Source organism: Novosphingobium mathurense, assembly GCF_900168325.1.
GTDB lineage: Bacteria > Pseudomonadota > Alphaproteobacteria > Sphingomonadales > Sphingomonadaceae > Novosphingobium > Novosphingobium mathurense.
This window is the reverse complement of the sequence record NZ_FVZE01000001.1, coordinates 769,842-791,275: the sequence shown is the minus strand read 5'-3', so window position 1 is coordinate 791,275 and position 21,434 is coordinate 769,842. Positions and strand designations below refer to the sequence as shown.

At 63.1% G+C, this 21,434-nt stretch carries 20 protein-coding genes; 4 read left to right on the top strand and 16 right to left on the bottom strand.

Annotated elements, in window-relative coordinates; genetic code table 11:
* Positions 1 to 4 precede the first annotated feature (4 nt).
* The gene (locus B5483_RS03835) at positions 5 to 1,309 is read right to left on the bottom strand and encodes a pyruvate dehydrogenase complex dihydrolipoamide acetyltransferase (protein ID WP_079729499.1); all 1,305 of its coding nucleotides are present in this window, start codon (positions 1,307 to 1,309) and stop codon (positions 5 to 7) included.
* A gap of 168 nt (positions 1,310 to 1,477) precedes the next feature.
* On the opposite strand from B5483_RS03835, the gene B5483_RS03830 reads away from it, so the two are divergent.
* Positions 1,478 to 1,933 carry a universal stress protein gene (locus B5483_RS03830; RefSeq protein WP_054944823.1) on the top strand — a complete coding sequence of 152 codons (456 nt, stop codon included), beginning with the start codon at positions 1,478 to 1,480 and terminating at the stop codon, positions 1,931 to 1,933.
* A 21-nt stretch (positions 1,934 to 1,954) separates the two neighbouring features.
* Here B5483_RS03830 and rnr read toward each other — a convergent pair whose 3' ends face one another.
* The 10 genes from rnr to radA all read right to left on the bottom strand — a co-directional run bounded on the left by rnr (position 1,955) and on the right by radA (position 12,492).
* Positions 1,955 to 4,210, bottom strand: coding sequence for a ribonuclease R (rnr, locus tag B5483_RS03825; protein WP_176167939.1), 2,256 nt, complete (start codon positions 4,208 to 4,210; stop codon positions 1,955 to 1,957).
* Positions 4,211 to 4,256: 46 nt separating this feature from the next.
* Positions 4,257 to 4,502, bottom strand: coding sequence for a hypothetical protein (locus B5483_RS03820; RefSeq protein ID WP_079729497.1), 246 nt, complete (start codon positions 4,500 to 4,502; stop codon positions 4,257 to 4,259).
* A gap of 8 nt (positions 4,503 to 4,510) precedes the next feature.
* Positions 4,511 to 5,101, bottom strand: coding sequence for a DUF805 domain-containing protein (locus B5483_RS03815; RefSeq protein ID WP_054944826.1), 591 nt, complete (start codon positions 5,099 to 5,101; stop codon positions 4,511 to 4,513).
* A gap of 18 nt (positions 5,102 to 5,119) precedes the next feature.
* On the bottom strand, positions 5,120 to 6,658 hold the full coding sequence (gene proS, locus B5483_RS03810; RefSeq protein WP_079729496.1) for a proline--tRNA ligase: 1,539 nt from the start codon (positions 6,656 to 6,658) through the stop codon (positions 5,120 to 5,122).
* Positions 6,659 to 6,760: 102 nt separating this feature from the next.
* Positions 6,761 to 7,318 carry a polyhydroxyalkanoate synthesis repressor PhaR gene (gene phaR, locus B5483_RS03805; RefSeq protein ID WP_054944828.1) on the bottom strand — a complete coding sequence of 186 codons (558 nt, stop codon included), beginning with the start codon at positions 7,316 to 7,318 and terminating at the stop codon, positions 6,761 to 6,763.
* 96 nt (positions 7,319 to 7,414) lie between these two features.
* Positions 7,415 to 8,458: an alanine racemase gene (gene alr, locus B5483_RS03800; protein WP_079729495.1), complete on the bottom strand. Its 1,044-nt coding sequence runs from the start codon at positions 8,456 to 8,458 to the stop codon at positions 7,415 to 7,417.
* Positions 8,448 to 10,079 (bottom strand): MFS transporter, encoded by a 1,632-nt coding sequence (locus B5483_RS03795; RefSeq protein WP_079729494.1) that lies wholly within the window; start codon positions 10,077 to 10,079, stop codon positions 8,448 to 8,450. The genes alr and B5483_RS03795 overlap by 11 nt, the downstream gene beginning before the upstream one ends.
* 60 nt (positions 10,080 to 10,139) lie before the next feature.
* Complete coding sequence (locus B5483_RS03790) at positions 10,140 to 10,559, bottom strand: iron-sulfur cluster assembly scaffold protein (RefSeq protein WP_079729493.1); 420 nt, start codon at positions 10,557 to 10,559, stop codon at positions 10,140 to 10,142.
* A gap of 25 nt (positions 10,560 to 10,584) precedes the next feature.
* Positions 10,585 to 11,112, bottom strand: a complete 528-nt coding sequence (locus B5483_RS03785) for a CvpA family protein (protein WP_079729492.1) — start codon at positions 11,110 to 11,112, stop codon at positions 10,585 to 10,587.
* A gap of 12 nt (positions 11,113 to 11,124) precedes the next feature.
* Positions 11,125 to 12,492 carry a DNA repair protein RadA gene (gene radA, locus B5483_RS03780; protein WP_079729491.1) on the bottom strand — a complete coding sequence of 456 codons (1,368 nt, stop codon included), beginning with the start codon at positions 12,490 to 12,492 and terminating at the stop codon, positions 11,125 to 11,127.
* 70 nt (positions 12,493 to 12,562) lie between these two features.
* Here radA and B5483_RS03775 point away from each other — a divergent pair, with 70 nt between their 5' ends.
* Positions 12,563 to 14,878: a patatin-like protein gene (locus B5483_RS03775; protein ID WP_079729490.1), complete on the top strand. Its 2,316-nt coding sequence runs from the start codon at positions 12,563 to 12,565 to the stop codon at positions 14,876 to 14,878.
* A gap of 24 nt (positions 14,879 to 14,902) precedes the next feature.
* Here the strand turns inward: B5483_RS03775 and dnaJ are convergent, their stop codons facing one another.
* Complete coding sequence (dnaJ, locus tag B5483_RS03770; protein WP_054944835.1) at positions 14,903 to 16,036, bottom strand: molecular chaperone DnaJ; 1,134 nt, start codon at positions 16,034 to 16,036, stop codon at positions 14,903 to 14,905.
* Between the two features lie 78 nt (positions 16,037 to 16,114).
* Positions 16,115 to 18,022, bottom strand: coding sequence for a molecular chaperone DnaK (dnaK, locus tag B5483_RS03765; protein WP_054944836.1), 1,908 nt, complete (start codon positions 18,020 to 18,022; stop codon positions 16,115 to 16,117).
* Between the two features lie 186 nt (positions 18,023 to 18,208).
* Here dnaK and B5483_RS03760 point away from each other — a divergent pair, with 186 nt between their 5' ends.
* Positions 18,209 to 18,772, top strand: coding sequence for a copper chaperone PCu(A)C (locus tag B5483_RS03760; RefSeq protein WP_054944837.1), 564 nt, complete (start codon positions 18,209 to 18,211; stop codon positions 18,770 to 18,772).
* Between the two features lie 161 nt (positions 18,773 to 18,933).
* Positions 18,934 to 19,275 carry a hypothetical protein gene (locus B5483_RS03755; RefSeq protein WP_369817869.1) on the top strand — a complete coding sequence of 114 codons (342 nt, stop codon included), beginning with the start codon at positions 18,934 to 18,936 and terminating at the stop codon, positions 19,273 to 19,275.
* Between the two features lie 59 nt (positions 19,276 to 19,334).
* On the opposite strand, the gene B5483_RS03750 is transcribed toward B5483_RS03755, so the two are convergent.
* From B5483_RS03750 to hrcA, 3 genes are all read right to left on the bottom strand, one after another.
* Entirely contained in the window at positions 19,335 to 19,592 is a 258-nt protein-coding gene (locus B5483_RS03750; protein ID WP_054944839.1) for a YgdI/YgdR family lipoprotein, read from the bottom strand.
* A gap of 130 nt (positions 19,593 to 19,722) precedes the next feature.
* Positions 19,723 to 20,310: a nucleotide exchange factor GrpE gene (grpE, locus tag B5483_RS03745; RefSeq protein ID WP_054944840.1), complete on the bottom strand. Its 588-nt coding sequence runs from the start codon at positions 20,308 to 20,310 to the stop codon at positions 19,723 to 19,725.
* A 16-nt stretch (positions 20,311 to 20,326) separates the two neighbouring features.
* A complete protein-coding gene (hrcA, locus tag B5483_RS03740) occupies positions 20,327 to 21,370 on the bottom strand; it encodes a heat-inducible transcriptional repressor HrcA (RefSeq protein ID WP_054944841.1) in 1,044 nt (347 codons plus the stop codon).
* Positions 21,371 to 21,434: the final 64 nt, after the last annotated feature.

Sequence of the window (21,434 nt, the reverse complement as noted above, 5' to 3'; positions counted from 1 at the left end):
CGTGTCAGGCAACCATGCTCAGCGGGTTTTCGACATAGGCCTTGAATGCCGCCATCAGGCGCGCGCCATCGGCGCCGTCGACGGCCCTGTGATCGAAACTACCGGTGGCATTCATGACAGTCGCAACTCCCAGGGAACCGTCTGCCATGACCCAGGGGCGCTTTTCACCTGCCCCAATGGCGAGGATCGTCGACTGCGGAGGATTGATAACGGCCGAGAACTGGGTGATTCCCATCATGCCCATGTTCGAGATCGACGCGGTGCCGCCCTGATACTCTTCCGGCTTGAGCTTTCCATCCTTGGCGCGCGCGCCCAAGTCCTTGGTCGCCTGCGCGATCTGGGAGAAGGTCTTGCCATTGGCGTCCGGCACGATCGGAGTGATGAGGCCGCCGGGGATCGAGACGGCGACCGAAATGTCGGCGCGCTCGTACTTGATCAGTTCGTTGCCGGCGAAAGTCACGTTGCACTCGGGCACTTCGACCAGCGCCATGCCCAGAGCCTTGACCAGCATGTCGTTGACCGAGACCTTGATGCCGCGCTTGCCGAGCATCTCGTTGATCTCGCCGCGCAGGGCGATGAGCTTGTCGAGCACGATGTCGACCGAGAGGTAGATGTGCGGTGCTTCCTGCTTCGACTGGGTCAGGCGGCGCGCAATAGTCTTGCGCATGCCCGAGAGCTTTTCGACGCTGTGCGGCACACGGGCGTCGAGCAGGGCGCGGGTTTCGTCGGCCATTTCGACCGTGGGAGCAAGGACAGCCTCGCTCGCAGGCGCTGCGGCAGCCTTGGGCTTGGATGCTCCGGCCTTGGCGGCCTCGACGTCAGCCTTGACGATGCGCCCCTTCGGGCCCGAACCGCTCAGCGCCTCGAGATCGACGCCCTTGGCATCGGCCAGACGTCGGGCAAGAGGCGAAGCCAGAACGCGGCCTTCCTTCGAAGCGGCAGGCGCAGCGCTGACTTTGGCGGCAGCAGGAGCCGGGGCCGCAGCCTTGGCTTCTTCAGCAGCCTCGGGAGCTTCCTGCTTGGGAGCGGACGGTGCCGGCGCGGCTTCGACGGCCGAAAGGTCTTCGTCCTCGCCGGCAAGCATGGCGATCACGGTACCGACTTTCACGCCCTCGCTGCCTTCGGGCACGAGGATCTTGCCGACAGTCCCTTCGTCGACGGCTTCGAATTCCATTGTCGCCTTGTCCGTCTCGATCTCGGCCATGATATCGCCCGAGTTGACGGTATCACCTTCCTTAACCAACCATTTGGCGAGTTTCCCCTCTTCCATGGTGGGGGATAGAGCGGGCATCTTGATCTCGATGGGCATGGAAGCGTTTGAGTCCCTTGTTCATCCTGGGGAGGTCATTTCTGGATCGATCTTTCCTTGGACAAGTTACAGCGTCCATACAAGCATCTTCACAACGCTAATTCGAATTCCTGATGGCTTGCACCGACATTCGAATGGCCCGATAAGTTCGGGAAAGAGGGGTAAAAGATGCGGGTCTATCTGGTAATCGTCGATGAAACCGATGAGGCGCTTGTCGCCCTGCAATTCGCGGCGCGGCGCGCGGCCAAAACCGACGGGGCGCTGCATCTTCTCGCCCTCGTTCCGCCGCAACCTTTCAACGCCTTCGGCGGCGTCCAGGCCACCATCGAGGAAGAAGCCCGCGCCCGCGCCGAAACGCTGGTGACGGCCGCCGCCGGCAACCTGCTCTCGCAGGGCGCAAAGATGCCGGTCATCGCGGTGCGGATGGGCGAGGACATCAAGGTCGTGCGCGAGTACCTGAAGGAGCACCCCGAAGTGTCCGCGCTCGTGCTCGGCGCGGCCAGGGAAGGCGGACCGGGGCCACTGGTCGCGCACTTCACCGGGGCCGGTATCGGGCAGATGACCTGCCCGGTCTTCGTCGTTCCCGGCACGCTCGACGAAGCGGCGATCGAACGCCTCAGCTAGAGGCGCCGACTACCGGATTTCTCAGCGCTTGTTTCGGCCCTGATGCCGAATGTTGCCTGGACGGCCGCGCTTCCCCACGAAATGTTTTCCACGCTTTTTCAGCGGCATCGGCTTTCCGCGCTGTTCGATCTGGCCTGAGCCGCCCTCTTCCAGCTCGAATTTGAGGGCGCCGGTCAGCGGATTTGCCTCGGCCAGACGCAGGCGCAGGATCTGGCCCATGGCATAGCTCGTTCCGGTCTGTTCCCCTTCGAGCACCTGCGATTTCTCGTCGTAGGCGAAGCGCTCGTCGCCCAGCGTCGATACCGGCACCAGCCCGTCCCCGCCCAATCCGATGATCGTCGCGAAGAAGCCGAACTTCTGGACACCGGTAATGCGCGTATCGAAAACGTCGCCAACGCGCGAGGAGAGCCATGCGGCAACATAACGGTCGATCGTTTCGCGCTCGGCTTCCATGGCGCGGCGTTCGGCCGAGGAGATGGCGTCGCTGATCCGGCCCAGGTCGTCCCGGTCGCGTTCGGACAGGCCGGAGGTCGCTGGGATATCGCCATGCGGCTTGGGCTGCTCCAGGCCGTAGGCATCGACCAGTGCGCGATGGACGAGCAGGTCGGCATAGCGCCGGATCGGCGAAGTGAAGTGTGCATAGGACCCGAGAGCAAGGCCGAAGTGACCTTCGTTGCGCGGTCCGTAATAAGCCTGCGTCTGGCTGCGCAGGACCGCTTCCATGATCAGGGCCTTTTCGGCCTCGTCAGCGATGTCCTTCAGCATGCGGTTGAACAGGCCCGGCGTGATGACCTGCCCCAGCGCCAGTTTCTTGCCGAACGTTGCGAGGTAATCCTTGAGCGCGACGAGCTTTTCGCGGCTCGGCGTTTCGTGAACGCGGTAGACCACCGGGGCGACCTTGGCCTCCAGCGCCTTGGCGGCAGCCACGTTGGCGGCGATCATGAAGTCCTCGACCACGCGGTGGGCATCCAGCCTCTCGCGCACGGCGATCTCGGTGATACGGCCCTGCTCATCAAGCTTGACCCGGCGTTCGGGCAGCTCGAGTTCGAGCGGGTCGCGTTTGTGGCGCGCTTCGGCCAGTGCCTTCCAGCATTCCCACAAGTGCTTGAGGTTATCTGCGGCGCTGCCATCATCGATGCGCGCCTGCGCATCTTCGTAGGCGATCACCTCGTCGATGCGCACGATGGCGCGGGTGAAGCGCCATTCGACGACCTTGCCCGTTGCATCGATGCGCATGTGGCAGGCCATGGCCGCACGATCCTCGCCCGAACGCAGGGAACACACGTCGGCGGAGAGAATTTCCGGCAGCATCGGCACGACGCGGTCGGGGAAATAGACCGAATTGCCGCGGCGGCGCGCCTCGCGGTCGATATCGCCGCCCGGTCGTACGTAGAAAGAAACGTCGGCAATCGCGACAAGGGCGCGAAAGCCGCCTTCCCCATCCGGCTCGGCCCAGATGGCGTCGTCATGGTCGCGCGCATCGGATGGATCGATGGCGACGATCGGCAGGTGGCGCAGGTCCTCACGCTTGTCCTGGCTGAGCGGCATCTTCGCGACGAGTTGCGCTTCGTCCAGCGTTTCCTGCGTAAAATGGTTCGGAATGCCGTGCTTGTGGATCGCAATCAGGCTGAATGCCTTGGGCGCGAGCGGTTCGCCAAGCACCTGCGTGACCTTGACCGATGCGCGGGCAGATCGTCCCACCGGCTCGGCGAGCACGAGTTCGCCCTTCTCCGCACCGCCCAAGTCCGAGATCGGCGAGGAATGACGGATGCGCTTGTCGACCGGGGCCAGCCATGGCTTGCCGCCACCGTCGATTTCGACCACGCCGAGCATCTGTTCAGAGCGCAGCGCCAGTTTCTTCATCGGCCAGGCCCGCCAGCCCGTGTTCGACTCTTCGGTGCGCGACAGGACGCGGTCACCCACCTTGAGTGCGCTGCGGCCCTTCTCGACGAGGCGAATGCGCGGCGGCGGGGTCGCGTCCTCTGGCTGCCACGTATCGGGTACCGCGATCGCATCGCCCTCGTCGATGTCTACGACGCGCAGGACGGTGACCTTGGGCAAGCCGCCCATCTTGTGAAACGCGGTACGCTTGCCGTCGATCAGGCCCTCTTCGGCCATGTCCTTGAGCAGCGCCTTGAGCTGAATCTTCTCCTGTCCCTTAAGGCCGAATTCGCGCGCGATTTCGCGCTTGCCCGCAGGAACGGGGGAATTGGCGATGAAGTCGAGGATCTGCTTGCGCGTCGGCAGGCCCGGCGCGGGCCGTGTCTTGGGAGCCATGTCCCTGCCATGGCCCCGATGTCGCCGGATTACAATGGCGCTGGCCTCACTCTTGCGCGGCAAGCGGTTCATAACCGCCGACCGACACCGCGCTCGCCACCGGGCGCTCGCTGCCATCGGTGGCGATCGCACTTACGCCCGGCAACCAGTCGTCGCCGCGCAAGGCCTCCAGCTTGCCGGTGGTCTGCGCTTTGGGGGCGACGACAGGCTCCGCTTCCCATTCCGGCGCATCGGTGCGGCGACGCCAGACGTTACAGGCGACGGCCGCTGCAACCGCGATCGCCGCCCGCATCGCAAGGGTCAGTCGCCGACCGGTTCCTCACCGTAGCGATTAGGGCCGTCGGTCGAGGGCCAGACACCGAAAACGATGACGATCAACATGCCGAGCCAGGATAACATGCTGGCATAGATCAACGGCCCCTGCGCCGCGAGGATCGCCTCGGGACTGCCCGAAGCCGTAGCCGAGATCGACATTGCATCGATCAGCCGGTCCATGTTCGCCATCGATGCCGCCTGTGCACCCAGGACGAAGAGGAAGGCGATGGCGGCAATCCAGCCCGGGCGGTTGGAATCGTGCAGGCGACGCACAAAGGACGCGACTAGCAGCGCCGACGATACGAGGTATAACCCCATCGAGAAAATCATCGCCGAGCGCATCGGGCCGGTCATTCGAGCCAGCATCTGCGCCTGCAGTTCCGCTTCGGACATGCCATTCTTCACGCCGTCCATGACCCCCTGCATCATCCCGCCCATCAATGGCAGCGAGATCACAAGGCCCACAACATATTGCGCGATGACAAGGAAGAGGACGTAGAGCCAGAACGTGGGCCGCGCATCGCGGCCCGAGAAGTTCGTCAGGTTGGCGAGGTTATACTTGATTGCCGCGAACACGTCCCCTCCTGCATTCGATCAGTAAGCCCTTGCGACGTATATCCTTTCGACCGCCGGACGTCCCGTGAAAATGCAGTTACCCGTCACCGGCTCGGCATCGAGCGGGGTGTTGCGCATGGTCAGCTTGAGTTCCTTGAGCCGCTTGATCGCGTCTTCCAGCTCATCGCCGGTCGGACGCGCCCATTCGACCTCGACCCAGCCCGGGTAGCGCTTGTCTTCCGAGAAGAAGGCGACCACTTCATCGAAGCTGGTAACGCGGGTGATGTTCGCATCGCGCTTGGCACGAGCCTCTGCGAAGAGCGAGGACTGGATATCCTCGATTTCCGAGGCGGCTCGCGCGATGAAGTCTTCCCTCGCGAGACCGACGAAGTTGGCCTTGGCCTTGTCGTTCCACAGGCGATCGCGGCGCAGCATGGAGACCTGTCCCCCCGCAGCATCGCGGCCACCGATCTCGAGGATCAGGGGGGCGCCCTTCTTGACCCAAGCCCAGCGCTTCTGGGTGGCCTTGCCCGGACGCTTGTCGAGCAGAACGCGCACCGGCTCGCCCAGTGCCGACTGCGAAGCAAGCGCTGCGCGCAGTTCCTCGCAATAGGCCAGCAGGGCCTCGTCCTCGTCGTTTTCGCGCAGCATCGGCAGTATGACGATCTGGTGCGGCGCGACCATCGGCGGGACGCGCAAGCCGTCGTCGTCACCATGGGTCATGATCAGGCCGCCGATCATGCGCGTCGAAGTACCCCAGCTCGTCGTGTGGGCGTACTGCTGGGTGCCTTCCTTGTCCTGGTACTGGATGCCCGCCGCCTTGGCGAAACCGGTGCCCAGGTAGTGCGAGGTGCCTGCCTGGAGCGCCTTGCCGTCCTGCATCATCGCTTCGATGGAGTAGGTGGCCACGGCACCGGGGAAGCGTTCGTTCTCGGGCTTCTCACCGGCGATCACCGGCATCGCCAGCGGACCTTCAGCGAAAGCGCGGTACATCTCAAGTGCCCGCAGCGTCTCTACCATCGCATCGTCACGATCGGCGTGGGCGGTGTGGCCTTCCTGCCAGAGAAACTCGCTGGTGCGCAGGAACATGCGCGTGCGCATTTCCCAGCGCACGACGTTGGCCCACTGGTTGGTCAGAAGCGGCAGGTCGCGCCAGGACTGGACCCAACGCGCCATTGCCGCGCCGATCACGGTTTCGGAAGTCGGACGGACGATCAGCGGCTCTTCAAGCTTCGCTTCGGGATCCGGCACCAGCCCGCCCTTGCCGTCAGCGACAAGGCGGTGATGCGTGACGACCGCCATTTCCTTCGCGAAGCCTTCGACGTGCTCGGCTTCCTTGGCGAAGTAGGACAGCGGAATGAATAGCGGGAAGTAGCAGTTCTGGACGCCCGCCGCCTTGATCATGTCATCCATGAGGCGCTGGATGCGCTCCCAGATGCCATAGCCCCAGGGCTTGATGACCATGCAGCCGCGGACGCCTGATTCCTCGGCCATTTCAGCCTCGGAAATGACTTCCTGGTACCACTGGGCGAAATCGTCCTCGCGCTTGGTCGAGAGGGCGTGGCGAATGGCGGACACGGGTGCGTTCTTCCTGACTTGCTGCAATGCGACAGACCATCCGTCGCATGAATCGGGGCCGGCCGCGGGATCACCCGAGGCCGGAACGCACCCCGCTGGCCTTTATTTGCCCAGCGCGTCAAGCCTCTTCTGAATTTCTGCCATCTGATCGCGCAGTGCGGAGAGGTCGTCTCCCTCTGCCGGAGCTGCAGGCTTGCTCTCGCCCTTCTCTGATCCGGGCATGAAGGCAGCGGCGGCAGCCTTGAACATCGCCATGTTCTGCTCAGCCAGCTTGGCGAGCGGATTGTTGCCCAGGCTATCCTCGAAAGCCTTGTGCAACTTGGTCTGGTTGGCGCGGAAATTTTCCATCGACGCTTCGAGATAGTGCGGGATCAGCGACTGCATCGAATTGCCGTACATGCTGATCAGCTCACGCAGGAAATTCACCGGGAGCATCTGCTCACCGTTGGATTCTTCCTCCATGATGATCTGCGTGAGGATCGTGTGCGTGATGTCGGTTCCGCTCTTTGCGTCGAGCACTTTGTAGTCCACGCCTTCACGCGTCATCTTCGCCAGATGCTCAAGCGTGATGTAGCTCGACGATTGCGTGTTATAGAGCCGCCGGTTTGCATATTTTTTGATTATAACAGTGTTGTCGTCGTGCGACGCCGCTTCAGCCATGACCAATCCCCGTCCAGACAGTGGCTTACGTTACCACCCCGCCTTGTCGCGATGCAACACAAATTGCTGCGCAGCAAAAGGTTCTCAGCGAAGCGTTTAGCGCTGGAACCGGCGACCCAGGAGAGTGAGCAGTTCGTACTGGGTCAGGCCCGATGCGGCAGCGGCACCAGGCAGGTCGTAGGAGGCCGCAACCCAGTCGCCCTCACCGATATCGTTTGCATCGGTCAGGTCGATCACTGTCATATCCATGCTGACGAGGCCAAGAACCGGCAGTTTTGCGCCATTTGCCTCAAAAAAGCCCTTGTTGGACCAGCAGCGCAGATAACCATCGGCATATCCAGTGGAAACGGTACCGAGCCGCATCGGCGCCTTTGCCGTGAAGGTCGCATTGTAGCCCACGGTTTCTCCCGCCGCGACGTGGCGTACCTGCATGATCATCGCTTCGGGGCGAACGACCTGACGGATCAGCTGTCCCAAACAGGGGCGCGGAATCCCGCCGTAAAGCGAAACGCCCGGCCGCGTGATATCTCCATGAAATTCAGAACCAAGCGTGATGCCGGCCGAGTTCGCAAGGCTAGCGTTCCTATGCGCAATGGCCTTGCGCGCCTCCTTCCATCTGCTGCACTGCAAGGCGTTGAGGGGAGTATCCTCCTCGGACGAGACGAGATGCGAGAGCAGTACGTCGACGTCGAGACGGGCGAGGACCTCACTGCCGATTTCTCGCATCGGCACGCCGAGGCGATTCATGCCGGTATCGATCATGAGGTCGCAAGTGCCTCCGCCGGCATCGAGCCAACGCTGCGCTTGCGAGAGCGAATTGATGACCGGCTTGGCTCCTATCGCCTGTCCATAGGCACAATCGGCCGGCGACTGCGGTCCATGCAGGACCGATATCGAGGCGGGATCGACGAGATCGAGCAGTTCGGCCGCCTCCGCCCAGTGCGCAACGAAAAAGTCGCGACAACCGGCATCGCGGAGCACGGCGGCGGCCTTGCGCGCACCCAGACCGTAGCCGTCGGCCTTAACCGCGGCCCCGGCCCGGGCCTTGCCCGAGAGGCGGTCCATGGCCAGCCAATTGGCTTTCAGGGCATTCCAATCAAGATTCAGCCGCAGCGGCGGCTCGGGTAATTCAGGCAGCATCTTCACCGTAATCGCGCGGGGGACCGCCCCGCAAACCCCAGACTGCGACCACCAGGGCAATCGCAACGATGCCCCAGGTGTACCACAGGCCCTGGTAAGGATTCCCGCTGGTCGCGACCATATAGCTCGAAATCAGCGGCAGGAAGCCGCCGAAGTAGCCGGTTCCGATGTGATAGGGAATGGACATCGAGCTGTAACGGATGCGCGGGGGAAACATTTCCGACAGAAGTGCGGCGACAGGCCCGTATGTTGCGCCGGACAGAGCCATAAAAACCAGCAGCATGACGCCGATCACAAGGGCATCCGTGACGCTTGGCCTGACGACTCCAAGGTCGTAACCCGCGTCGGTCAGCCAGCCTTTCAACTTGGCGTTGCGCGCTTCCTTGTCCTCCCACGGATAGGTCGCAAGCGGCAGTGTCTCGCCGCCGATGCGGAGTTCGAGTTCGGGGCTGCCGGCGAGTTCATAGGTGATGCCTGCAGCGGTCAGGTCTTCCAACAGCTTGCCGCAGTCGCTCTCCTGCGCGGAAGCGAAGGGATTGTAATGACAGTCGGGGCCAGACACAGCGACCGGCGAGTCTGCATTGGCCTGCGCGAGACCGGGGTTGGCATGGGCGCCGATCGTCCAGAACAGCGGGAACATCAGCACCAGCGTAGCGAAGTACCCCCACACGATCGGCTTCTTGCGACCGACCCTGTCCGAGAGTGCGCCGAACAGCACGAAGAAGACCATGCCGAGCCCTGCGGAAATGCCGATGATGATTTCCGCCGTCGTCGCTTCCATGCGCATCGCGCCCTTGAGGAAGCTGAGCGCGGAGAACATCGCCGTGTACCAGATCACCGTCAGCCCCGCCGCAATGCCGAACAGCGCGATGAATATGCGCTTCTTGTTGCCCGGATACGTAAAGCTCTCGACAAAGGGGTTACCCGCGATCTCGCCTTCTTCGCGCATCGCCTTGAACACCGGGCTTTCGGAAAGCTTGAGGCGCATCCACAAGGAGATGGCAAGCAGGATCATGCTGAGCAGGAAGGGAACGCGCCAACCCCAGGCGTTCCAGAATTCGTCGCTCATCAGTCCCTTGCAGGTAAGGACCACGATCAGGCTGAGCACAAATCCGCCAACGACGCTCGCCTGGATGAAACCGGTGAAGAAGCCACGGCGATTGGGCGGTGAATGTTCCGAAACGTAGATAGCCGCACCGCCATATTCCCCACCGAGCGCGAGGCCCTGCATGATGCGCAGCAGCAGGATGATCGCAGGTGCGGCAAGGCCGATGGTTTCCGCCGATGGGATGAAGCCCACGCCGGCCGTGGCAATACCCATCAAGGTGACGGTCACGAGGAACGTGTACTTGCGCCCCAGCTTGTCCCCAAGGAACCCGAAAAGGATCGCTCCGAGCGGACGAAAGCCGAAGCCTACCGCGAAACCGGCCCAGACCAGCAGCGTTTCAAGCGTCGCGTTGCCGGATGGAAAGAAGGTCTTGCCGATGATGCCGGCCAGCGTTCCGTAGATGAAGAAGTCGTACCACTCGAACACGGTGCCCATCGAGGATGCGGCAATGACGAGTTTGATGTCCGAAGCACTCGGTTCAGGTGCATGCGATTGCTGCTGTACGTCAGCCATTGTTCTGAAACTTCCCCCTCGTCCGCGTTATCGGGCCGCGACAGGCGTTTAAACCGCCAATCAGGCAGAGGGAAGCACCTGCATGGCGGCATTCCACGGCAACATGACCGCGCCGTGCCGTCCGGGATAGTCGCGGGCCGCTGCAATGCGATCGAGCCCCGGCCAATCCGGCAGGTCCGCCTTGCCCGCCAGCCAGTCTTCCACGGCCTTTCCAGCCCGGTGAACGTCGGCCCCGGTCATGCCGACGACAACTTCGGCAAAGATGGCCGCTGCGGCCTGTCCGATGGCGCAGGCATGACTGCGCACGCCGACCTCGGTAACGGTGCCCTGTTCATCGACAGCAAGGCCCAGCGCAATCGTACTGCCGCATGAACGTGAGCGGGCCTCGCCCTGAAGCGACAGATCTTCGCGCCACGGGAAGCGTGCAAGCGCAACCGCAAGCGAAAGGACCTCGGGGGTGTAAAGGACGGTGGTCGACATGCGATGGATCTTGCCGGGATAGGGGCTACTTGGCCGCGACCGAAGCATCATCATCGTTGAGCTGCCGGCGGCGCTCGTTGATCATCTTCACCATGGCTTCGCTGCTGGCGTTGACGAAAGGATAGGATCGCGCGGTAACGATCCATTCCGGCCGACCGGCGACACCCCAAACGGTATCGTACCCCAGCACCAGTACGGAAAAGGCCAGGACGACGATGATGACGCCCTTCACCGCACCGAAGCCGAATCCCAGAACCCGATCGATCGGCCCCAGCAACGAACCGCGGCTCTTGCTGCCGGCCCAGCGGGCAACGAGCCTGACCGCCACATAGGGCCCCAGCAGCAGAAGTGCGAAGGCAAGGATCGCCGAGCCCGAACCCTCTCCGACATAGGGTTCGAGGACTTCGGTGACCTGCGTATGGAACATGCGAATTGCGAAAATCGCAAATATCCACGCCGCCAGCGTGAGAATTTCCTGCACGAAGCCGCGGAAGAAGCCGGTGATGGCTCCGACCCCCACGAACAGCAGGACAACGATATCGAAGCCACTCATAGTAAACTGCAATTAAGCATCCGAAAGAATGCGGTCAACGAGGTTGGGAAGCATTGTCAGACCGGAAAACCGGATACCCTTGTCGGGCGGCGGTCCACCGGCAGGTCCAATAGCCTTGCCGAACCCGAGCTTCGCCGATTCGCGCTGTCGGATCGATGAATGAGCGACAGGGCGAATTTCGCCGGCGAGTGACACTTCGCCGAACCACACCGCGTCGGTCGGCAGCGGCTTGTCGCCAAGGGCCGAGACGAGCGCGGCAGCGACGGCAAGGTCGGCAGCCGGATCGGCAAGGCGATAGCCGCCCGCGACATTGAGATAGACTTCCGCGCTCGAAAAATTGAGGCCGCAACGTGCCTCGAGCACCGCGAGCAGCATGGCCATGCGGCCATTGTCCCACCCGACGACTGCGCGGCGCGGTGTCGCCCCGCTCTGCAGGCGCACGATAAGCGCCTGTATTTCCACCAGGACCGGCCGCGTCCCTTCCATTGCCGGGAAGACCGCGCTACCCGGCATCGGCTCTTCGCGCCCGGAGAGGAACAGCATCGAGGGGTTGCCGACTTCGGCAAGCCCATCGCCTTCCATGGCGAAAACGCCGATCTCGTCGACCGGACCGAAGCGGTTCTTGAGCGAGCGCAGGATGCGATACTGGTGGCTGCGCTCCCCCTCGAAACTCATCACCACATCGACCATGTGCTCCAGCACGCGTGGCCCCGCGATGTTGCCGTCCTTGGTCACGTGACCGACAAGGATGAGGGTAACGCTGTTTTCCTTGGCATAGCGGATCAGTTCGAAGGCGCAGCCGCGTACCTGGCTGACCGAACCGGGCGCCCCCTCGATCTGGTCCGAATGCATCGTCTGGATCGAATCGATGACGAGCAGCGAAGGCGGCTCGTCCATTCCCAGCGTCGTGAGGATGTCCCGTACGGAAGTGGCCGAGGCGAGGCGAATCGGACACTTCGACAGGCCGAGGCGCTCCGCGCGCAGCCGAACCTGCCCGGACGCCTCTTCGCCGCTGACATAGACGACGTCTCGCCCGGCCTTGGCGATGTGTGCCGATGCCTGCAGCAGCAGCGTCGACTTGCCGATACCCGGGTCGCCGCCCATGAGGATCGCCGATCCGGGAACGAGACCGCCACCCAGCGCACGATCGAACTCGGCAAGGCCGCTGGCCTGCCGCTTTGGGATCTCGCCGGGCTGGTCTAGCGGGGTGAACTGGATCGGGCGGCCGCCGGAGGACAGATCGTGCTTGGAGGAAAAGACCGTCTGCGGGGCTTCCTCGACAAGCGAGTTCCATTCACCGCAGTCCGCGCACTGCCCCTGCCACCGGGTCGCGACGCTTCCGCAATTTTGACATACGTAACGACGTTTGGGCTTTGCCATAGGCTGCGCCTATCCGGAACGGAATGAGAACGCAATTGCCTTTCTCATTGATCCGGGCCAAGTATGTGGAATGCGGCAGAAAGAACTGCGGATCACGCTCGTCTGCTATGGGGGCATCTCTCTTGCCGTCTATATGCATGGCGTGACCAAGGAGCTGTGGAAGGCCCTTCGGGCAAGCCGCGCCTTCTGGGCCGACGAGGGCATTCTGGAGAGCAGCGAGGCCGTTTACGCAAGGCTGCTGCGCAGGCTCGAACAGGGCAGCAATCTGAAATTGCGGGTTCTTTCCGATATCGTCGCTGGGGCGAGCGCGGGCGGAATCAACAGCATCTTCCTCGCACAGGCGATCCACACCGGCCAGTCGCTAGAACCGCTGACCGAACTGTGGCTGGAGTGCGCGGACGTCGACGTGCTGCTCGATCCCGATGCCAAGCCATGGTCGCGCGCCGCCAAGTTCTGGGCCAGCCCGATCGTCTATTACCTCCTCCACCGCCCCGGCAACGCGGTGAGCGCATCGGTCGCCCCCGAGACGCGCACCGAAGTGCGCGACAAGCTCTCGCGCCTGATCCGGTCCCGCTGGTTCGAACCACCCTTCAGCGGCATTGGCTTTTCACGGCTTATCAACCGGGCCATGATGGCCATGGCCGACGCCCCCGAGGGCAAGCCCCTGCTCCCGACGCGGCATCCACTCGACTTGTTCGTCACGGCTACAGACTTCAAGGGCCACCTTGAAACCCTGCGGCTCCACTCGCCCGAACTCGTGCTGGAGAGCGAGCATCGCCTCACGATCGACTTTCACGTCAAGTCGCGAGGCAAGGGCGAAGAGCTTGCCTCGATCCCCGCTCTGGTTCTCGCTGCGCGCTCGACGGCGAGCTTTCCCGGCGCCTTTCCGCCCCTACAGATCGCCGAGATCGACAAGCTCGTCGCCGAGACCGCGGTCAAATGGCCCGATCGCGATGCCTTCCTGCGCCGCGTAATGCCCGAGCATTTCAGCCGCAAGGACATCGACAGCGTCTCGCTCATCGACGGTTCGGTCCTCGTCAATGCGCCTTTCGCCGATGCGATGACGGTGCTGCGCGACAGGCCCGCCGCGCGCGAGGTCGACCGGCGCTTCGTCTATATCGACCCGACCCCGGACCACATCGGACCGAACATGCGGCGCGACACGAAGGTGCCGGGCTTCTTTCCGGTGATTTTCGGTTCGCTTTCCTCGATCCCGCGCGAGCAGCCGATCCGCGACAACCTGGAGACGCTGGACCGCGATTCGCGCGAAATGCGCACCATGCGCGAGATCGTCCTGGCCCTCCGGCCAGAAATCGAAGAGACCGTCGAAAGGCTTTTCGGGCGGACCCTGTTCCTCGACCGACCGACGCCCAAGCGGCTCGCGGCCTGGCGCAACAAGGCCCAGGAGGCGGCATTCCAGCAGGCCGGTTTTGCCTATCACGGCTATGCGCAGGTCAAGTTCAGCGGGATCCTGGCCATGCTGGCCCGCATGGTGGACGAAGGAGTCCCCGAGCAGGAGATGTCCTCGACCGAGCCGATCGTCCAGCGCCTCGTCACCCACCTGGCCGCCAGTGGCCTCGATCGCATGCAGGCCCTGCGCGAAGGCACCTCGGCACCGATGATCGACTTTTTCCGCACCCACGATCTGGCTTTCCGGATTCGCCGGTTGCGCTTTCTGGCGCGGCGCGTGACGCAGGACTGGGAAGGCGATCCCAGCGTGACGGAGCAGGACCGCGACGATGCCCGGGCGGCGATCTACGAGGCCCTTGCGCATTACATAGAACGGGAACCGCTCCACTATCTGGGAGAGGACTTTCCTGCCCTTGCCCGCAACTTCTTCGACAACCCGGCGGCTGCACTCGATCACATTGCCGCAAGGCGTTCGCTGCCTGAGGTAGACGCGCAGGTCGATGAAGTGCTGGCCGAAGTCCTTGCAGCCATGCCGCCCACGCTGCGTCGCCGCGTGCTGCTCGCCTACCTGGGCTTTCCGTTCTACGATACGGTCACCCTCCCGCTCCTGCGCGGCGAAGGACTGACCGAGTTCGATCCGATCCTGGTCGACCGGATATCGCCCGAAGACTGCCATGCCATCCGCAAGGGCGGCATGGCCGATACCCTGCGAGGAACCGAGTTCTACAACTTCGGCGCCTTTTTCAGCCGCGCCTATCGCGAGAACGATTACCTGTGGGGTCGCCTGCACGGCGCCGAGCGCATGATCGACCTGATCGCCTCAACGCTTGAAAAGGGTCAGGCGATCCCGCAAGGCGAGCTCAGTGCCTTCAAGAAGGACGCGTTTCTGGCGATCCTGAACGAAGAACAAGACCGGCTGCGGGCCGATCCTGCTCTGATCAGAACGATCAGAAAGGAAGTCGAGGCGCTTGACTGAAGCGCCTCGGGGTTCCTTCGTTACTCATTCGGTAAGGTCGCTCCACACGTCCTTGATGCGGTCGAAGAAGCCCTTCGATTGCGGGCATTCGTCACCGGTCTCGGTTGCCTGCAACTCGCGCAGGAGTTCCTTTTGGCGTGCCGAGAGCTTGGTGGGCGTTTCCACCGTGATCTCGATCACCAGATCCCCGCGCCCCCGGCCCTGCAGCACGGGCATGCCTGCACCGCGCTTGCGCAGCTGCTTGCCGGACTGGATGCCCGCCGGGATATCCAGCGCGATCTTCGCCCCGTCGATACCGGGGATCTCGATCGAACCGCCCAGCGCAGCGGTGGTAAACGTGATCGGCACCTGCGTGAGCAGCGTCGTGCCTTCGCGTTCGAACACCCGGTGGCGCTTCACATGCAGGAAAATGTAGAGATCGCCGGGAGGCGCGCCGTAAGGTCCGGCCTCGCCCTTGCCCGAAAGGCGGATCCTCGTGCCGGAATCGACGCCGGCGGGAATTTCCACTTCGAGCGTCTGCGGCATGTCCACGCGTCCCTCGCCGCGACACGCGCGACAGGGGGACTCGATCACCTCACCGCGACCGTGACAGGTCGGGCAGGTGCGTTCAACGACGAAGAAGCCCTGCTGCGCGCGCACCTTGCCATGCCCGGCGCACATGTTGCAGGTCCGTTTACCGGTGCCGGGTTCGGCGCCCGATCCACCGCAAGGCTCGCACGATTGCGAGACCTCGATGGTGATTTCACTCTGCTTGCCGTGGAACGCCTCTTCGAGGCTGACTTCCATGTCGTAGCGCAAGTCGGCGCCGCGACGGGCCTGCTGGCGGGCACCGCCACCAAAGGCACTGCCGAAAATCGATTCGAAGATATCGCCGATATCGCCGAACTCGGCGCCCATTCCGGCGCCGCCGCCACCGCCCATGCCCTGCTGAAACGCAGCGTGACCGTAGCGGTCGTAGGCGGCGCGCTTCTGCGGGTCCTTGAGGCAGTCGTATGCCTGACTGATCGCCTTGAAGCGGGATTCGGCTTCGCCATCCCCCGGGTTCTTGTCCGGGTGATATCGCATGGCGAGGCGACGGTAGGCCGACTTGATGGTCTTGTCGTCGGCAGTCCGCTCGACCTCGAGCAATTCGTAATAGTCTACTTCGGTAGCTGACACGTATCTAACCCCCGTAGATAACCCAGGCGCCACCGGCGCGAATTGCACCGGTGACGCCCACGGTTTTCATCAGGACGTTCAGCCCTTGTTTTCGTCGACTTCCGAGAATTCGGCGTCGACCACGTCCTCGTCACCCGCAGGTGCGGCTTCCGGCGAGGCAGCAGCGGACTGCTCCTTCTCGTAGATCGCCTGCCCCATCTTCATGGCGACTTCGGTAAGCGCCTGGGCCTTGGCTGTGATCTCGGCAGTATCGCCGCTTTCGAGAGCCGTCTTGGCTTCGGCGATGGCAGTCTCGACTTCCGACTTCAGGCCAGCGTCGATCTTGTCACCGTTTTCGGCAAGCTGCTGCTCGGTCGCGTGGACGAGGCTGTCCGCGTTGTTCTTGGCTTCCGCCGATTCACGACGCTTCTTGTCCTCTTCGGCGAACTTCTCGGCATCCTTGACCATCTGGTCGATGTCGGCATCGGACAGACCGCCCGAAGCCTGAATGCGGATCTGCTGTTCCTTGCCGGTGCCCTTGTCCTTGGCGGACACGTTGACGATGCCGTTGGCGTCGATGTCGAAGGTGACTTCGATCTGCGGGACGCCGCGACGGGCCGGCGGAATGCCGACCAGGTCGAACTGGCCGAGGAGCTTGTTGTCCTGTGCCATTTCGCGTTCGCCCTGGAACACGCGGATCGTGACCGCCTGCTGGTTGTCCTCGGCAGTCGAGTAGACCTGGCTCTTCTTGGTCGGGATCGTCGTGTTGCGGTCGATCATCTTGGTCATGATGCCGCCAAGCGTCTCGATGCCCAGCGAAAGCGGGGTCACGTCGAGCAGCAGCACGTCCTTGACGTCGCCCTGGAGGACGCCGGCCTGGATCGCCGCGCCCATGGCGACGACTTCGTCCGGGTTCACGCCGGTGTGCGGTTCCTTCCCGAAGAATTCCTTCACGACTTCGCGAACCTTGGGCATGCGGGTCATGCCGCCCACGAGCACCACGTCATCGACTTCCGAAGCCGAGATGCCGGCATCGGCCAGCGCCTTGCGGCACGGCTCGATCGTGCGCTTGATGAGGTCGGCGACCATCTTCTCGAGGTCGGCACGGGTAACCGTCTCGACCAAGTGAAGCGGGGTCGTCGCGCCGCCTTCCATACGCGCGGTGATGAAGGGCAGGTTGATCTCGGTCGTCGCAGCCGACGACAGTTCGATCTTCGCCTTTTCGGCCGCTTCCTTCAGGCGCTGCAGAGCGAGCTTGTCGGTCCGCAGATCCATGTTTTCCTTGGCCTTGAACTTGTCGGCCAGCCATTCGACGAGCTTGGTATCGAAGTCTTCACCGCCCAGGAAAGTGTCGCCGTTGGTCGACTTCACCTCGAACACGCCGTCGCCGATCTCGAGGATCGAGACGTCGAAGGTGCCGCCGCCAAGGTCATAGACAGCGATGGTCTTGCCGTCTTGCTTGTCGAGGCCATAGGCGAGCGCGGCCGCGGTCGGCTCGTTGATGATACGCAGCACTTCGAGACCCGCAATCTGGCCGGCATCCTTGGTCGCCTGGCGCTGCGCGTCATTGAAGTATGCCGGCACGGTGATGACGGCCTGCGTGACGGTCTCGCCAAGGTAGCTCTCGGCGGTTTCCTTCATCTTCTGCAGGGTGAAGGCCGAGATCTGCGACGGGCTGTAGTCCTCGCCGCCAGCCTGGACCCACGCGTCACCGTTCTTGCCCTTGACGATGTGGTACGGAACCAGCTCGGTGTCCTTCTTGGTCACCGGATCGTCGAAGCGGCGGCCGATAAGGCGCTTCACTGCGAAAATCGTGTTGTCGCCATTGGTAACTGCCTGGCGCTTGGCCGGCTGACCGATCAGGCGTTCGCCGTCCTTGGTGAAGGCGACGATCGAAGGCGTCGTACGCGCACCTTCGGAGTTTTCAATAACCTTGGGCTTGCCACCGTCCATGACGGCGACACAGCTGTTGGTGGTGCCAAGGTCGATACCAATTACTTTTCCCATTATCCCCATTCCTCACGTCAGTGGATGACACCGCACGGATCGCCTCCCTGACTAGAGGCAAGGCGGCTTGTGCGGCTCGATGACGTTCAATGTCGTCGGGGGGCGATATAGGAGCGGTTTTTCTTGGAACAAGACCGCCTCAATGGCATTACCCCCGCTAATTTTTCGAGGGTTTCCAGGAAGGATATGTCTGAGGTGAAAATCTTTCGTTCCGTGGCAGTTGCTTCGGTACTGGCAATCGCCGCGTCGCTCGCGGCCTGTCAGCAGTCCGAAGCCCCCGCCGACAACGCGACCGAAGCGGCAGATTCGGGCAATCCCGACGCAAAGCCGGGCATTTCCGGCAGTGACGGCCGCATGATCCTGCCGGTTGTCGCGGGACGCCCGGGGGCTGTCTACTTCACGATCCGCAACGACGGCCCGCAGTCCGCCACGCTTGTCGGCGTTCATGTCGCAGGGGCCGGCGAAGTGCAGATGCACAAGACCGAAGGCGGCAGGATGACCTCGGTGGACTCGCTCGAAATTGCGCCAGGCGGCATCCTCGAATTCGCGCCCGGCGGCTATCACGTCATGGCTTTCGACATCGACGATACGCTCAAGTCCGGCGAGAATGCCGAACTGACACTGACCTTCTCCGATGGCGACAAACTGTCGATGCCCCTCACGGTGGAGACGATGGGTGGCGGCATGGATCACGCCGGCATGGAGGGCGGATCGATGGATGACGGCTCCATGGCGGAGATGCACCACTGATCGCCCTTGCCGAAGCCGGACCTTGCGCGCCGGGTGGCGAACGCCGCCTGACTTGGGGTGAAGTCGCGCTGGCGGGGTCGGTCTTCGGTGATGCCATAGATTTTTCGGCGGTGCGGATCAGACGCCGCCGATGGATTCCCCTGCAACCGGTCGACACGGTAATGGCCCCTTGTGGGCACATCCATTTCCACCCGGACTCCGGGCTATATCTGGAAGATTTCTCGTGCGCTTCCGTCACCCTGCAGGGCCTGTTCATTCATGAGATGACGCACGTCTGGCAGGCCCAGCGCAAGGGCCGCTGGTACCTGCCGCTCATGCGACACCCGCTGTGCCGCTACGACTATGCCTTGAAACCGGGCTGGACGCTCGAGCGCTACGGCATCGAGCAGCAGGCCGAAATCGTCCGCCATGTCTTCCTGCTGCGGCGCGGCCATGCCGTTCCCGGAGCGCCGCCGCTCGGGTCCTATTCCGGGATCCTTCCGTTCGACGGAGCTAACACGTAGAAAAAGGGCACGAGATCCACTCTCGCGCCCCTTTTTCCTCGTAATCCGATCGCTTGATATCAGCAGTCGCGGTCCCAATAGCGACGGCCATCGCGGTCGTAGCGATAGCAGCCCTTGTCCTTGTTGACCTGCGAACCGACAGCGGCGCCTGCCGCGGCACCGATCGCAGCGCCCGTACCGACGTCACCCCCGGTCACGGCGCCGACACCGGCACCAAGGGCCGCGCCGCCAAGCGCGCCTTCACCGGCGTAGTTGCTGGCGCAACCACCGAGGCCAAGAGCACCTGCAGCGATAACGGGGAGAATGAACTTGCGCATGGGGAGTCTCCGAAAATCAGCATGGGTCTATCCGATCAACGGAGAGGAACGCGCATGGTTCCCGATTTGTGCCACGGCCTGCCGCCGCCCTGCCCCCGGTTATCCCACTGGCAGAGCGGCAAATCAGGTATCAGTCAGGCTTCTTGGCAACGGCCACCATCGCCGGACGCAGCAGACGGTCCTTGATCATGTAACCGGCCTGCAGTTCCTGCACGACCGTTCCCGGCTCCACATCGGCGGACGGGACTTCGATCATGGCCTGGTGCTGGTTGGGATCGAGCGGCAAGCCCATGGCGGCCACACGGGTAATCCCGTGGGTACCGAAGACCTTCTCGATCTCGCGGCTCGTCGCCTCGATACCGGCAACGAAGGTCTTTACCTTCTCGTCATCGCGCAGTTCGGGCGTAATCGCCGAAAGCGCGCGGGACAGGTTGTCGGCCACCGAAAGGATGTCGCGGGCAAAGCCGGTCGCCGCATAGTTGCGGGTATCGGCGATGTCCTTTTCCAGACGGCGGCGCACGTTCTGCGTTTCGGCGCGGGCGTAAAGCACGTCCTGCTTGGCGACTTCGAGCTCTTCGCGCAGTTTTGCCAGCTCGTCGTCGGCGCCGTCCTTGTCTGCGCCCTTGTCTACCATGTGTTCCGGCACACCCTTCAGTTCTTCGGCCACCGCGGGATCTACAGCCTGATCCTGTGACGGCTGAGTCTTGTCTTCAGTCATTATTCTAAGGTTCCAGCTATCCGATGAGCTTGCCCAGGCTCTGGGCGGTGAAGTCCACCATGGGGACGACTCGCGCATAATTCAACCGCGTCGGGCCGATAACCCCCACAACTCCGACAACGCGACCATCCCGGTCGCGATAGGGCGACGCGATCACCGAAGAGCCCGAAAGCGCGAACAGCCGGTTTTCGGAACCGATGAAAATGCGCGTCGATTCGGCCTCTCGCGCCATCTCGAGAAGATCGGCGACCGATTGCTTGTTCTCGAGGTCGTCCAGCAGCGAGCGCACCCTCTCCAGATCGGACAGGGCGCCCTCGTCCAGCAGGTTCGCCTGTCCCCGCACGATCAGGACGGGCCGCTGCATCACGTCCTCGCTCCATACGGCTAGACCGCGTTCCACCAGATCGCGGCTCGCCGCGTCGAGCGCCGACTGGCCCGAGGCGATCTCGGAGCGCATGACCCGCACCGCTTCGCCCAGCGTCCGGCCGGTCAACCGGGCAGAGATATAGTTGGAAGCTTCTTCGAGCGCTCCGAGGGGCAGCGATGCCGGAAGCTCGACGATGCGATTCTCGACCGCGCCGTCGTCGCCGACCAGAACGGCGAGCGCCCTTCCCGGCGCGAGCGGGACGAGTTGCAGGTGCTGCAGCCGCGGCTCGCGCTTGGGTACCATGACGACCCCGGCACTCGACGTCAGGCTGGACAGCATGGTGCTGGCCGCCTCCAGAGCCGCTTCGATGGGGCCCGGTTGCGAGATGCGGCGCTCGATGACCGCGCGCTCCTCTGCCGTGGGCTCTGCCACCTGCATGATTCCGTCGACGAAGAGCCGAAGGCCCGCTTCGGTCGGCAGGCGACCAGCGCTCGTATGGGGAGCGGCCAGCAATCCAAGCGATTCGAGATCGGCGAGCACCGAGCGAATCGAGGCCGAAGACAGGTTCACGCCGGTGTTGCCCGAAAGGGCCTTGGATCCCACCGGACTGCCGGTCGCAATGTAACCTTCGACGACAAGGCGGAAGATCTCGCGCGCCCTCGTGGTCAATTCGGTGATGGGTGGTGTCGTCATGCGCTGCAATTTAGGCATTGGGCTTGCAGCCTCAAGCTTAATACGCCTAGGGCCGCTGCAATCT

Excerpts from the sequence above, each read along its gene's own strand:
- B5483_RS03835 (WP_079729499.1), bottom strand. The coding sequence starts at position 1,309 with ATGCCCATCGAGATCAAGATGCCCGCTCTATCCCCCACCATGGAAGAG.
- B5483_RS03785 (WP_079729492.1), bottom strand. The coding sequence starts at position 11,112 with ATGAGTGGCTTCGATATCGTTGTCCTGCTGTTCGTGGGGGTCGGAGCC.
- B5483_RS03760 (WP_054944837.1), top strand. The coding sequence starts at position 18,209 with ATGTCTGAGGTGAAAATCTTTCGTTCCGTGGCAGTTGCTTCGGTACTG.
- hrcA (WP_054944841.1), bottom strand. The coding sequence starts at position 21,370 with ATGACGACACCACCCATCACCGAATTGACCACGAGGGCGCGCGAGATC.
- B5483_RS03790 (WP_079729493.1), bottom strand. The coding sequence starts at position 10,559 with ATGTCGACCACCGTCCTTTACACCCCCGAGGTCCTTTCGCTTGCGGTT.
- alr (WP_079729495.1), bottom strand. The coding sequence starts at position 8,458 with ATGCTGCCTGAATTACCCGAGCCGCCGCTGCGGCTGAATCTTGATTGG.
- phaR (WP_054944828.1), bottom strand. The coding sequence starts at position 7,318 with ATGGCTGAAGCGGCGTCGCACGACGACAACACTGTTATAATCAAAAAA.
- rnr (WP_176167939.1), bottom strand. The coding sequence starts at position 4,210 with ATGGCTCCCAAGACACGGCCCGCGCCGGGCCTGCCGACGCGCAAGCAG.
- B5483_RS03830 (WP_054944823.1), top strand. The coding sequence starts at position 1,478 with ATGCGGGTCTATCTGGTAATCGTCGATGAAACCGATGAGGCGCTTGTC.
- grpE (WP_054944840.1), bottom strand. The coding sequence starts at position 20,310 with ATGACTGAAGACAAGACTCAGCCGTCACAGGATCAGGCTGTAGATCCC.
- B5483_RS03820 (WP_079729497.1), bottom strand. The coding sequence starts at position 4,502 with ATGCGGGCGGCGATCGCGGTTGCAGCGGCCGTCGCCTGTAACGTCTGG.
- B5483_RS03795 (WP_079729494.1), bottom strand. The coding sequence starts at position 10,079 with ATGGCTGACGTACAGCAGCAATCGCATGCACCTGAACCGAGTGCTTCG.
- B5483_RS03755 (WP_369817869.1), top strand. The coding sequence starts at position 18,934 with ATGGCCCCTTGTGGGCACATCCATTTCCACCCGGACTCCGGGCTATAT.
- radA (WP_079729491.1), bottom strand. The coding sequence starts at position 12,492 with ATGGCAAAGCCCAAACGTCGTTACGTATGTCAAAATTGCGGAAGCGTC.
- B5483_RS03775 (WP_079729490.1), top strand. The coding sequence starts at position 12,563 with ATGCGGCAGAAAGAACTGCGGATCACGCTCGTCTGCTATGGGGGCATC.
- dnaK (WP_054944836.1), bottom strand. The coding sequence starts at position 18,022 with ATGGGAAAAGTAATTGGTATCGACCTTGGCACCACCAACAGCTGTGTC.
- B5483_RS03750 (WP_054944839.1), bottom strand. The coding sequence starts at position 19,592 with ATGCGCAAGTTCATTCTCCCCGTTATCGCTGCAGGTGCTCTTGGCCTC.